The sequence below is a fragment of the Methanobrevibacter millerae genome, assembly GCF_001477655.1.
Lineage (GTDB): Archaea > Methanobacteriota > Methanobacteria > Methanobacteriales > Methanobacteriaceae > Methanocatella > Methanocatella millerae_A.
Map to the genome: position 1 here is coordinate 1,391,312 of NZ_CP011266.1, position 14,039 is coordinate 1,405,350.

Here is a 14,039-nt window from a genome sequence, read left to right on the forward strand (position 1 = left end):
AATGGTTGATATAATGAATAAGTACATAATAGGACTAGTTTTAGTATTATTTATGTTTTCAATAGGTAGTGTTTGTGCAGGCGACATGGAAAACACATATGAACTGGCAGATGGTGGTTCAAATTCTCCAGCCACATTCACCGACCTGAAAAATAATATTACGGCTAGTGAAAATGAATTCAGCATGAGCTCAGACTATAAATTTAATAAAGAAGCGGATTCGGATTTTTTAAATCCAAAAAATAAGAATAACATAACTATAGACCAGAAGAATTTTGTAATTAATGGAAATAACCACACCATAGATGCCGACAGCACAGAGGGACTAAGTTTATTTAATTTGAAAGGATCCAATATAACGATTAATGATTTAACAATTAAAAATGTTTTAAATATGTCAATTAATTCAAAATCCAACCTAACTCTAAACAACGTCAAGTTTATCAATTCAGGCACAATAAATGACCCAGTTATTTATTCTGCATCCAATTTAACACTCAATGAGTGTATTATGGAAAATATTTCAGGATATGGAATTCGCATACAATCAGCAAAATCACTGACTGTAAAAGACTCAGTATTTTCAAATTCAAAAACAAAAATGGGATTCATAAATGCCAGAACAGAGACCGTGAGATTGGACAATTGCGTATTTGAAAATATTGAATCAGAATATGGTGCTGCATTATACTATAATGGAATAGAATTATTCGTTGAAAACTGTCGGTTCAATAATTTGCATTCAAGCTTGACTGGCGGCGCAATTGCAGTCAAAGGAATACCTCTTAACAATATGACAAAAAAGTACCCTCATGAAACAAGAATAGTGATTGAAAAGTCTATTTTCAGCAATGTTTCAAGCGAAAAGAACGGAGGAGCAATATTTACAGATATGGGAGGAATGTATTTCGAAAATAACAGTACTGCAGGAGATATGCTTATTTCCGATTCCAATTTCATCAATTGCAAATCCGAATTTGGAGGTGCAATCCTAAACCTCAACGGTGCCTTATACATACTGAACAGCAGCTTTACAAACAATGAAGCAAGCGTTAGCGGCGGAGCACTATACACATCATATTCAGACCTGATTATTGAAGATTCCCTATTCAAAGATAATAACGCATTAAAATATGGTGGAGCAATATATTCTGAATTGAACGCCACAATTATAGATAACTGCAGTTTTATTTCAAACAAAGTTGATAATTCCAGTGAATTCAATCCAAACACCATCTATAATTATGATACCTCAACATATATCAGAAATTCATTTTTCAACAACTCAAAGCAAAGCATATCATCACTTTTTACAAAGGAATTCATTGAGGAGAACAATATATGGAACGATGACGAATTTTATACAAACTTAAGCATTTATCCGATTGCATATACAGATGAAGGCCTTGAACTTACCCTAATCAACAACAGCATCAACGTCACAGACTTGCCATCCAAATTTGACCTTCGTGACTGGGGCTGGGTAACACCAATTAAAGATCAGGGACGAATGGGTGCCTGCTGGGTATTCGGTACAATTGCAGCACTTGAATCAGCACTTCTAAAAGCAACAGGAACAGTATATGACTTATCTGAAAACAATGTTCAAAACAGCGAACTGATATACAGCAGATACGGATCTACATCTAACTTTGAAGGAGGATTTTCACTAGACGCATTAGGATATATCTTAAGTTGGATGGGTGTTTTGCCTCAAGAAGATGACATATACGATCAGGCAGGAAAAATTTCAGACATACTCGACAGCATAAACAAAATTCACATCCAGGATGCATTATTAATTCCAATCAAGAGAGATGAAAACAAATTATGCTACAACCAAACAGGAGAATTAATCAAAAGAGCAATTATCGAATATGGAGCAGTTACTTTTACATATGCAGGAGACGGTAAATATTACAATGAAAAAACAACTTCAATATACAACAACAACACATATGAACCAAATCATGAAGTAGCTGTAATAGGATGGGATGACAATTACCCTAAAGAAAAATTTAATATAACCCCACCAGGCAACGGAGCATGGATAATAAAAAACAGCTGGGGTAAAGAATGGGGAGATGGCGGATATGCATACATATCCTATTATGATACATCAGTTTATGGTAAAGATAAAGACACTATTGATTATACTGTAGCTTTTATAATAGAAAACACTGAAAACTACACATACAATTATCAGACAGATTTTTCAGGCCTTAAAAATTTCACAAGCAACTACACATTCTACAGCAATGAATTTGAAGCTGTTGAAAAGGCAGACCTGGCGGCAGTGGGAACCTACTTCAACGATACTGGGGTTTATTATGAGTTCAAGATATATGTAAATGGCGAGTTGAAACTTACGCAAAACGGAACAAGTCCATTTGCAGGATTCAGAACAATCAAACTAAACAAAAACATTCCAGTAAAAGAGAATGACACATTCAAAGTCGTATTCAAAAGCAATAACGTTCCGTTCCAAGATAAATCAAGACAACACTTATTGCCTGAAATGTCTTATGTAAGCAGTGATGCAAACACATGGATTGATTTTTCCAAAAAGAACATGACAGTTTGCCTTAAAGTATACACACTGGAGTCCAAAAATCAGATAATAACCGAAGATTTAGTTAAAATATATAAAAACGATTCCAGGTTTGAAGCTGAAATCGGTGCAGTAAACGAAAGCGTTGCATTTGAAATCAACGGCATGAACTATACAAGAATCTCAGATGAAAACGGAACCGCAAAAATAGCCATTAACCTAAATCCTGGAAACTACACAATAAAAACAACTTACAACGAAGCAACTGTTGAAAACACGATTACAGTATTGCCGACATTAATGGCTGAAAATCTCATTAAATACTATAAAAACGAATCACAGTTCTATATTTCATTGATTGACGGTGCCGGCAAAGCTGTCCCTAATGCCAACATTACAATGAACATCAACGGAGTGTTCTACAACAGAACCACCAATGCAAACGGAACCGCAAGACTAAACATCAACCTTAACCCTGGAGAATACATATTAACAGCAATAGACCCATTGATCGGCCTTCAAATGTCATACAGTATTACAGTATTGCCTGTACTGAGCGCAGAAGACATTAACATGACATACATGGACGGAACACAGTTTGCGGCAACATTGCTTGACGAAACCGGAAAAGCACTGGCTGGCGTCAACATCACATTCAACATCAACGGAGTCTTTTATAACAGAACAACCGATGAGAATGGAACCGCAAGACTAAACATCAGACTGATGGCAGGCGAATACATCATCACATCAATGTATGAAAACGGCGCTGCAACATCAAACAAAGTAACTATCAGAAGTTGAGGTAATTCTCAACCTTTTTTCTTTTTTTAATTCATGAAACGTTTTTTGATGTTTATAATTAAAAAATATTTAGACTTTGTAAAAAATTTTGTGGGTTATAATATAATTTTTACAAATTTTTTCATGTTTTTGTCATGAGTTTATTCTTCCCAGATTTTTGGCTTAATTTGGACCATGCGTCATTTTTATCTGGAATTATCTCAGTTTTTAGTACTATATTTTCGTACCATTTGATTTTTCCATTTCTTAAGAATCTTTTTACTCCTTGGGTTGTTTTAAATCTTTTTCTGTATTTTTTAGGAAATACAATTTTGAAGAATATTTCAAGCCAGTTGTTTGTTTTGGGAATGTTTTCATTTTCAATATGTGATAATGTGTTGTCTAGGTCTTTGCCTAGTTTAGTTATGAATTTTGCTATTTCGTCAGGTAAGTGTTTTATTTGATTTTTTAGTATGTTATATCTTAATTTTGCATTTTTAAATGTTTCTTGATTGAATATTTCGGATATTCTTTCATTGTAATTTTCATATTGGTCTATTTCCTTTTGTATTTTGCTATTTTCTTTTTGTAGTGTTCTGTTTTCCTTTTCCATTTTTATGACTTTGTCTTTTTGTTTTCGTCGTGAGTCTTTATTTTTAAAATTTGGGGATTGTCCTTTGTATTTTTCATAGTATTCATGTATTTTTTCTTTGTTTTTGTTGATTCTATTTTGATTTCTTTGTTTTTTCTGTTCTAGTCGTTTTTGTGTTTTCCATACAGGTTTTCGTTGGTTCATGATTATATGAAATCCGCAGGGGTGGAAATTCATGTTTGCTTTCTTTGCAATTATTGGATATTCTTTTAATTCATCTCCAATTAATGTATTCTTTTTTAAATCTGTTAATAATAAAGGATGTCGTGGATTGAGAGTGTTTGGGTCTTTATATGGTGATAAATCTTTTTGTGAGTAGATTATAAATGTTTCTAAAAAATCTCGATATTCATTTTCAGGTATTATTTGATCATTTATGATACTTTGGTTGTTGGAATCAATCATTGCTAGAAATGCAAATTTTTTTCCATTTATTGTTAAAAATGATTCATCATGGCCTGGAAATCCTGTGGATTCAATATTTTTTTCATTTAACTTTTCTTGTATTTTTTCTTCTTTTTTAGAAATATATTTCTCTGATTATTTATCATTAAAATTATAAGTAGATTGCCTTGATAAATTCAAATTATATGCTTCATTTAAGAATTTAGTGGCATTTGCATAGGATATGTGTTCTTTAGAATATAAATTCATAGTCATGACTCGAATATCTTCAGTATAATTGCATCCTTTTTTAACTATGGGTTCTAAAGGTGTTATTATTGTTTTCTTGCATTTTGGACAAATATATCGGTATTTAAAAATTGGATATTTTTTATCCATGTTCCAATTTATTAAATCGTGTTTATGAAGCTTACTTCCACATTCACAGACAGGATTGCTCATTTCATAAATAATTTTAATGTCTGAGGGTCCAATATGATAAAATAATATTGCAATTTCTTTAGGAGCAAAATCCTTCAACAAAACAGCATTTTCACAAAATGTAACGATATCATTAAATACTAATTCAGACCTAAATTTAAATGTAGGGGCGTTATTTCGAGACATATATAAATATATGCCTCTACAAACTATTTAAATTAATTTAATTTACTTATAAATCATTATAAATGCTTTAATTTTAATAAATTAATAGAGGAAACTTCAGTAGAAGTACAAAACTCCAGAATAAAGAAACAAAACTCAAAGATGTATTATATAACATTTACAGAGCAATACAAATATTTTAAAAATGGTTTCTACAAGGTTAATTTAATGTTTAAATAAATCTCCGAAAATCAGTGATAAAAAAAAGTCAAATTTAATGTCTTATTGCAGAGAAAAAATCTCTACAATATTCCACATAGACATTAAAAACTATAGATTTGCATCTCCATAGAGGTTTACTTTAAAAGTAATTCTCTTATATACTTGTATTATCAAATTATTATATAAACTTAACTATTTTTTTAAAAGAAGGTAATTAAACAGTGTTCTCTCCGGGAAAAAGGCCTCACGAAACTTGAATTTCAAAGTCCGTCATTGAATTGTTTATATTTAATTACCCGTTAAACAGAGGTGAAAAAGTGAGCTAATATCTTCTACATTTAATTAGAATCATCAATGATTTAATAAATGAAGCAAGATTAAACCAATATGTTCCAATCGTGAAGATGATTAACTCCACCGTTCTCACCTCCGTAGAGATGCATGGAAAGAACACCAATGCAGCATGTGGAAAAAACTGAACTGATAAACAAATAAACATTACTTAAAAATTTCATGATTATTCACCTCCCACCATACCTATAGTTTGAGGCCTTTTACTAGATAACATATTGTTAAAATCTTATTTAAAGTTTGTTTAAGCCATTTTGTAAAATTATAACCATTTTAAAAAATTGTAATCAAAAAAACATGATATATAAATGTTTTGGCGATGATTGAACTTGGATTAAAAGAAATCCAGCAGCGGTGGCCGACAGTATTGATGGTAATGTCAGGCCCATCTGGTGCACAATCATAGAAACTGACGAACTTGAAGACATTAACACCACCTATTATCTAAAAGAAGTAGATATAGAGAGACTATAAAGTTAAATAATACTGTAAAATATTCCTGTCAAAAAAACCTACTCCTGAGAATAAAAAAATTGGGAAAGAATCTATTGATTATCTTTCCAAAGTTTAAAGGATTTAGGAATACCTACAAGAGTCAAATTTTCTAAAGTGGAATCTTTAAGTCTCTTTTTATAATATTTCTCCTTATTAAAAGTTCCTTTTTGCTTTTCTTTTTCAATGTCTTGAGCAATATTATCTGCCCATTCCTGATAGAATGCAACGGCTTCATCATGAGGCATGCCTTTTGTTGGAACATAGACTGATGAGATAACTACGCCAAGAGCACTTCCTCCGCCGGATCCTAAAATATTTCTTTCTATCATGAGAACTGCTCTTATAAACTCATCTTCAATTGTATCTAAAACTTCAAGGAAAACTGGTTCAATTAATTCCCATTGTTTTCGGGAGATGACATTATCTCCACCATCTGCATATTTAAGACCTATAGATGCTGTTTTATCAAATATTTTATCAACAGCCCTGCTTTTACCTAATGCCCTGGAAAATTTACCTGATAATTTACTATCAATATCAATTATCTTATCTAATTTATCAGAACTGTCGCGGGATTCACTCCAGCCGCAGTTTGGACAGAACTTGCTTCCGCCGATTTCACTTCCGCAATTAGGACATAATTTATTGATAGATTCTTTTTCAATTTTAGTACCGCATTCGGGACAGAACTTACTTTCACCGGCATTATGTCCGCAATTTGAACAAATAACCATTTTCAACACCTAGAAATCATCAAATACATCGTCATCAATATCGTCGGTGTAGTAGTCTATATCTCCGTCACCGTCTTCATCGATGCCGTATTCATCAATTTCGCCGTCTTCATCATAGTCAAAGCCGTATGTGTCAGGATTCCCGTCACCTGTTGTATCTGCAGCATAAGTATCAGCATAGCCGTCATGATTAGTGTCTGCAACCCCAACATCAATATTGCCGTCACCGTCAGTGTCTTGGCCAACGAAATCTACATATCCATCGCCATTTGAGTCATATGCATATGTATCGTAATTTCCGTCACCTGTTGTGTCAGCAGCTGCAAAGTCTGCATAGCCGTCACCGTCAGTGTCATATTCACCGTAATCAATGTTTCCGTCACCGTCAGTGTCATATTCTGCCGCATCAACATAACCGTCACCGTTTGTATCATATACGTAAGTATCAAAGTTTCCGTCACCTGTCGTGTCTGCTGCGGCCGCATCAACATAACCATCACCGTTGAGATCTGCTTCTGCATAATCTGCGTAGCCGTCACCGTCAGTGTCATATACTGCAGTATCTGCGTAGCCGTCACCGTCAGTATCCGTTATGACAGTGTCAACATAACCGTCACCTGTTGTATCGCTTGAAACTGTATCGTAGTTTCCGTCACCGCTTTCATCTGATACTATTGTTTCTTTGTAGCCGTCACCGTTTAAATCAACATATTTTTCATCTGCCATTTTTATCACTATTCTCTCATGAGTTCATTATAACGTTCTTGTAAGTTAAAGGGATCCCTGTCAACAAGCGTTGATACTTTTGGAAGTCCCTGTTTATCGTATGAAATTGAAAAGTATTCTCTGGGTTTTGGAGGAGCCTTTTTTTGGTCTGGTGATCCTTTTCCTTTTTTGTTTAATTTTTCTACTTTAGCATCATGCTTTTCCTGATCAAATGTTAAATTATCATCAGCCATTATCCTTCCAATATTGGCCGCCATCAAAACCGGAATTCCAACACCTGTTGCCATTCCTGCAACCGTCAAACCATACATTCCTAATCTTTTTAGATTTTGATTTCGTTTCTGAATCCGTTTATATTCCACTTTCTCTTCGACAGACAAGCTTTCAAAGTATTCTTTTTCTTCCTTTTTCTTTTCCTTTTCCTTTTCAGCCTGATCATCTATTTTATCAAATATGCCCTGAAGCTGGTCAATGTTTTGAATGGAATCAATTTCCAAAGCCTGATCCTTTATGTTTTTAATGTTATTGAAAAACCCCATTTCAAATCACCGAACTACAGTTTTGTACCGCATGAATCACAAAATACGTAGCCCTCCTGAATTTGAGAACCGCAATTAGGGCATGTTTTTAATCCTTCTTTAGAAGTTTCATTTGCAGATGAATCTTGGGATGTGCTGGAAGATGGATTCACTGCACCGTAATAACCGGAAACATTAGAAACTGCAGGAGTCTGTTTGGATTTGGATAAATCATCCTGTAATTTTTTAATTTGAGATTCCAAACTGGTCTGCTTTTTGATTAATTCCTCATTTTTCTTTTGTTCAGCTTCCAAATCATCAGTTAAATTTTTAATAACCTCCCCATAATCCTTATGGAGATTCTGTTGGATTTTGAGCTGTTCTTCAAGTTCCTTTTTAAGTTTTGCCACTACATTCTTCTGCTGTGTAACAGTCTTATTCATATCCCTTGTAAGGCTTTTGTGCTTTTGGATATCCTCTTTTAAATATTTGTTCTGTTTTGCCAAAGACGCATTCAAGGAATCCTGCTGATTGAACTTGGAGTCAAGCTGTGAGAGTAAAGCATCCTGCTTATCAATGATTTTTTCAAGTCTTTCGACATACTCCTTTTCCGTTGTCATACTTCACACCAAAAAATATTACTATTTTATTGATAATCTGTTAATAATGATATAAAAATTTAGGTGTTTTAGAAATCCCCGTTTAATTTGGGGTGAGGAGTTTTGTTTTCTTATCAGCTTTTTTTAAGCCCATATTATCCAACATTCAAATATTCTTTTCAAATAGAAATAATAATTTAAAATAGTGACATGAATGATGATTAATGTTTTAAAAAAATTTCAAATCAAAAAAAATAATAAATAGCTTAGAGTTAAGCTATTGTTTAGAATTTAAAGATTAGTATTTCTATAGACAACCTCACCGTCAACTATTGTGGAAATTAGCTTTGCATCAGGTATCTTTTCAATATCATCATTTAAAAAGTCCGTATCATAGACAACCATGTTTGCAATCTTTCCAATGTCAAGAGATCCGAGACGGTCTTCCTGGCCGAACTGGTAGGCGGCATTGATTGTCATTGCATCCAGTGCATCCCTAACGCCAATTGATTCTTTTAGATTTCTAGGCTGGCACTCTGCAAATGTATATTCTCTTTTAACGGCGGCATAAATTGATTGTGGAATATTGAAATGTGAAGATACAGGATAATCACTGTGAAAAGTAATCTTTGCACCCTCATCAATGAAGGATTTTATCGGATAGCAGTTTTCGGCCCTGTCCTCTCCGAGATATGCCACTTCAAGGTCGTATTGAATATTTTCCTTTGGAGACCATAACGGCGGAACAACAGCTATGATATTGTATTCGGCCATTCTTTTAATGTCTTCCGGAGCTACAATCTCGAGATGGGCAAAGGCATTTCTCTGGTCCATATTAGCAGTTTCGATTTGAGCTTGACTTAATGCATCCAGAGCGAATTTGACTGCTCCGTCACCTACCACATGGCAGTGAACGTTCATGTCATGTTCTCCTGCAATCTTTGCAAATTCCACAAGCTTATCATGGTCATCGAATGATTTGACTCCAAAATATCCCGGCTGGTCTTCATATTCATCCAGAAGCCAGGCCGTATGTGCCTCCACAACACCGTCAACGAATACCTTAACACCTGTAATCCTGAAGTATTCGTTGTTGACTTCACTGGCCAGTTTGATGAGATCCAAAACATCATCTGTGTTTCCTACCGTACGGACTGCATATGTTCTAAGCTTCAGCTTTCCCTCTCTGGAGAGGTCAGCATATGCTTTGATTGACGGATATCCGTAATAGCCAACATGAGCATCGAGAGCTGCAGTGATTCCGTTGCTGAATGCAAATTCCTGCCAGATTAAAAGAGACTCCCGCAGTTCCTCATCGCTTTTTGTTATCCGGGAATTCAATGTGATGGCCGGTTCTTCTGAGAGGTATCCTGTAGGCCTGCCGTCATCATCAACACGGACTTCATTTGTTGAGTATTTTTCAAGAAGCTTTTCATCGATGTCAAAATATTCCATTGCAGCCGTATTCAGCCATATGGAATGGCCGTCCTGTGTGGTCAGTGCAATTGGAACATCGGCTGAAACATCATCAAGCATTGATGCTGTAGGCTCTTCATTATCGAATTTCCAGCTGTTTCCAGTGTAAATTTTTCTTCCGGGATTATCCTCAACATACTTTCTTGTTATTTCAACATAATCCTCAAGGGTCTTTCCCTCACTCAGGTCAATTGAAAATCCCTTTATATTTCCTGCCGGAAGTCCATGAGCATGACCTTCCATAAATCCAGGATAGATGAAATTGTCTCCAAAATCCAAAATTTCTGTATTTTCATCAATCAGCTGAAGGGCAACTCTTTTTGAACCGGCATACTGGATTATTCCATCCTTTACGCATACCGCTTCTACCTTTCTGTCCAGGGTATAGATATTTCCTAAAATTATTTGATCCATTGTCATGATTACCACCAATTATGTAATATATTTGAACAAAGATATTAATAAATTTTTAAAAAATATCATAAAAGAATTACATTTATTAAAAATAAGTAAACAAAAAAAGTTAAAGGAAAGTAATTGGATAATCTAATTACTCCATTTCCTTTGCAGTTCTTTATCGCTGAATACGCTTTCAGCACATTTATCATATTGGCTAACTTTTCAGATTAAGTTTTCACCAAGCTCTCTTGCCTTCTGCAACTGTTCATCCTTATCGCTGATAGCTCCAGGAACATTATTGTCCTCCAGATTAATAATATCGCCAGTTTTGAATCCCAATACTTCAAAAGCTGCCATTTGAGTGTTAAGGGAACTTTCAAATGCTTCAAAAGGAGCGGCACCATGGGTTGCAATAATTGAAACTTTCTTATTTGAAAAGAGTTCGCCATATTTAGGGTTCATAAAGTAAGAATATAGTCTGTCGATTACGAGTTTTGATTGAGCGTTAACGTCACAGAAGTATATTGGACTTGCAAGGATTATTGCGTCAGCTTCTTCTATTTTTTGATAGATATCCTGCATATCATCATTTAAAGCGCATTCGGAATCATGCTCTTTACAGTAGTTGTCACCCTGACATGGAGTGATTGTTAATTTGTTTACATCTACAATTTCGCTTTCAGCCCCTTTTGCACAGGCGGCATCAAGTGCAGCTTCAAGAGCAATTCTCACGTTACTTACTTCTCTTGGACTTGTATTGATTCCTAAAATTTTCATAATAAAATCTCCAAAAAATATAATAATATATTTCAGATTTAAATATTGATATTTGTTTCTATTTAAGCTAATGATTTTGCTGAAAGCGGGCGATAATGCTTAAAAAAGCATTGCATTATCACTGAAAGCTTCACTCATATCTCCATTATCCTTAAATAATTTGTTTTTCTTGTCTTTCCTATTGGAAATCCACCTGTTACTATTATCAAATCTCCCTTCACTAAATCGAATTCCTTTATGGCCATTTTTCTTGCATTTTCAACCATCTTGTCAGTGGTTTTATATACGTCGGTTATTATTGGCTTGACGCCGAAGTTCAAAACAACCTTTTCTGCAATGTGCTTGGACGGACAGCAGGCCAATATTGGTGAATTTGGTCTCAGATTGCTGATTTTTCGGGCAGTGAAACCTGTCATGGTTGTTGTGACAATCAGCTTGATGTCAGTGTATTGTGCGGCTTCCACAACCAGTTTTGCTATTGTATCGCTGATGCCTATTGATCCTGTGTAGGCAACATGCTTTGAATAGTCGATTGTTGATTCCACATATTCACATATCCTGCTCATTATTGAAACGGCATCTATAGGATATTTTCCTATTGTTGTTTCACCGGAAAGCATCACGCAGTCAGTTCCGTCAAGTATTGCATTTGCAACATCTGATACTTCCGCTCTTGTAGGCCTTGGACTTTCATACATTGATGCAAGCATTTCTGTTGCGACAATTGCGAATTTGCCTTTCTCACGGCATTTTCTGATGATGTCTTTTTGAATCATTGGCAGTTCTTCCATAGGAGCTTCCACTCCAAGATCTCCTCTTGCAACCATTATTCCGTCGGATTCGTCTATTATCTCATCAATGTTATCTATTCCCATCTGGCTTTCTATTTTTGAAATGATAAGCGCATCTCCTCCAGCTTTTTCGACAATTTCACGGGCTTCAATGACATCCTCTTTTGCATTTACAAATGACAGTGCCAGATAGTCACATGAATGTGTAGCTGCAAAGGTAATGTCTTTTCTGTCGTCATCGCTCATGAAATCCAGCTTCAGATTTACTCCCGGAACATTGATTGTTTTGTGGTCCTGGATTTTTCCGTCCCCCAATGCCTTTAAAAGAACATAATCATTTTCCTTTCTGATTACTTCAAGCTCAAGAAGGGCATTGTCTATGAGCACCTTGTCGCCCACCTCAATAAAGTCGATTGCATCACTGTGGTTTACTCCGAATTCAAGTTCGCTTCCCTTATTGCAGGTTTTGCTCATTTTGATTGTATCTCCCCTTTTAAGACTGACGCCTCCGTTTTCAAATTTTAATGTTCGAAATTCCGGTCCCTTGGTATCATACAATAATGCTACAGGAAGATTTGTGGCTTTTCTAACTTCACGAATATTATCAATGGTTTTAAGTATTCCATCTTCTGTTGCATGGCTTAGGTTAATTCTAGCGCAGTTCATGCCTTCATTAACCATTTTTTCCATGACTTCGGCTGAATCAGATGCCGGACCTATAGTACATATGACTTTCGTTTTTTTCACGATATCACCCAATTAAAAACAACTATATAATTTTCTGGTTAACATATTTGATAAACTCATTGGACAGTATTTTTCACAAGACACTATTTTATACTTTTCACCAAATTTATTTTATATTTTTCATCCCATATCTTTGATATTACATAAACAGTCAATAACCACACCAAATAATGTGCACCAACTATAATATAACTTAGCCAATACTTAATTAATTAAATAATTTTAATAATAAGCATGAAAATTTTCATAGTTATAATAACAAGTACAAAAATAATGAATCATAAAATCAATAATTCATGCATAAAAAAAGCAGAAAAAAGAAAAAAATAGTTGGGAATAAATCCCGACAACAATTAAGTTTTATCACCAAAATGATTTCCATCAACAACAATATCATCAACATAATACTCATAAGTACCATCAGGATAATATACATACCCATTAGCACCATTTGGACCAAGAATGTCAAAATATTGTTCCTCAGGAGATTTTATATTTGTAGAATTTGTATTAACATCAGAACCACTAATTATTATTTTATTTGCCAATGAAGCACCATTGAACGTGGAAGTAATGATATATTCACCGGCCTGCAGGTTAATGTTTAAACGAGCTATTCCTCCTGCATCGGTTGTCCTTTCATAAAAGACTCCATTGATGTTGAATGTAATTTTTTGTGCTGCAAACAGATTTCCTTTACCGTCCACGAGTTTTGCTTCAAATTTTGTTCCATCACGATATTTCATATTAATGTCTTTTGCTGAAAGAACAGGCAATACTTTAATGGTGTTTGATGCCATCAAACCATTGTAATTAGCAGTGATGACGTAAGTTACAGGATTCAAGTTGATGTTCATTTTCACATGTCCTGATGCATTGCTGGTTCTTTCATACATTACGCCGTTGATATTGAATACAACTTTTTCTCCTGCCTATAAAATAAATTAACCTAAAACTAATAATTATTATAGTTAATTATTTTGAAAAAATCAATTGATAAAAACAATAGTGATTGATGAAAATGTCATTATAATAAATAATATATTGAATATGAATACTCACAATCACAAATTAAAAAAAAAGTGAAATTAAATACATTTCATACAAAAAAATCGAATTAAAAATAAGTTTAATTTAAGGATAGGAAAAATCCCATCCTTTTCCACAAAATAAATCATGTATATGCTATTAAATGATGAATACATGATTAAACATCAAAAGATGTCTA

General features: G+C 34.3%; 12 protein-coding genes. 1 reads left to right on the forward strand and 11 read right to left on the reverse strand.

The genetic code is table 11. The features are described 5' to 3' along the window. Positions 1–13 precede the first annotated feature (13 nt). Complete coding sequence (locus SM9_RS06100) at positions 14–3,355, forward strand: C1 family peptidase (RefSeq protein WP_058739293.1); 3,342 nt, start codon at positions 14–16, stop codon at positions 3,353–3,355. A 121-nt stretch (positions 3,356–3,476) separates the two neighbouring features. Here SM9_RS06100 and SM9_RS06105 read toward each other — a convergent pair whose 3' ends face one another. From SM9_RS06105 to SM9_RS06150, 11 genes are all read right to left on the reverse strand, one after another. After that, complete coding sequence (locus tag SM9_RS06105; protein WP_058739294.1) at positions 3,477–4,391, reverse strand: hypothetical protein; 915 nt, start codon at positions 4,389–4,391, stop codon at positions 3,477–3,479. A 135-nt stretch (positions 4,392–4,526) separates the two neighbouring features. Further along, a complete protein-coding gene (locus SM9_RS06110) occupies positions 4,527–4,997 on the reverse strand; it encodes a hypothetical protein (protein WP_058739295.1) in 471 nt (156 codons plus the stop codon). Positions 4,998–5,575: 578 nt separating this feature from the next. Beyond that, on the reverse strand, positions 5,576–5,713 hold the full coding sequence (locus SM9_RS12000) for a hypothetical protein (protein WP_157064687.1): 138 nt from the start codon (positions 5,711–5,713) through the stop codon (positions 5,576–5,578). 381 nt (positions 5,714–6,094) lie between these two features. Continuing rightward, entirely contained in the window at positions 6,095–6,778 is a 684-nt protein-coding gene (locus tag SM9_RS06115) for a zinc ribbon domain-containing protein (RefSeq protein WP_058739296.1), read from the reverse strand. Positions 6,779–6,787: 9 nt separating this feature from the next. Then, positions 6,788–7,504 carry a hypothetical protein gene (locus tag SM9_RS12170; RefSeq protein ID WP_198144328.1) on the reverse strand — a complete coding sequence of 239 codons (717 nt, stop codon included), beginning with the start codon at positions 7,502–7,504 and terminating at the stop codon, positions 6,788–6,790. 8 nt (positions 7,505–7,512) lie between these two features. Continuing rightward, complete coding sequence (locus SM9_RS06125) at positions 7,513–8,043, reverse strand: hypothetical protein (protein ID WP_058739297.1); 531 nt, start codon at positions 8,041–8,043, stop codon at positions 7,513–7,515. Positions 8,044–8,057: 14 nt separating this feature from the next. Then, positions 8,058–8,642, reverse strand: a complete 585-nt coding sequence (locus SM9_RS06130) for a zinc ribbon domain-containing protein (RefSeq protein WP_058739298.1) — start codon at positions 8,640–8,642, stop codon at positions 8,058–8,060. 270 nt (positions 8,643–8,912) lie between these two features. After that, positions 8,913–10,517 (reverse strand): amidohydrolase, encoded by a 1,605-nt coding sequence (locus SM9_RS06135; protein ID WP_058739299.1) that lies wholly within the window; start codon positions 10,515–10,517, stop codon positions 8,913–8,915. A 201-nt stretch (positions 10,518–10,718) separates the two neighbouring features. After that, the gene (locus tag SM9_RS06140; protein WP_058739300.1) at positions 10,719–11,273 is read right to left on the reverse strand and encodes a flavodoxin family protein; all 555 of its coding nucleotides are present in this window, start codon (positions 11,271–11,273) and stop codon (positions 10,719–10,721) included. Positions 11,274–11,407: 134 nt separating this feature from the next. Continuing rightward, positions 11,408–12,811, reverse strand: a complete 1,404-nt coding sequence (gene pyk / locus SM9_RS06145) for a pyruvate kinase (protein ID WP_198144330.1) — start codon at positions 12,809–12,811, stop codon at positions 11,408–11,410. Positions 12,812–13,164: 353 nt separating this feature from the next. Continuing rightward, positions 13,165–13,707, reverse strand: a complete 543-nt coding sequence (locus SM9_RS06150) for a hypothetical protein (RefSeq protein WP_058739302.1) — start codon at positions 13,705–13,707, stop codon at positions 13,165–13,167. Positions 13,708–14,039: the final 332 nt, after the last annotated feature.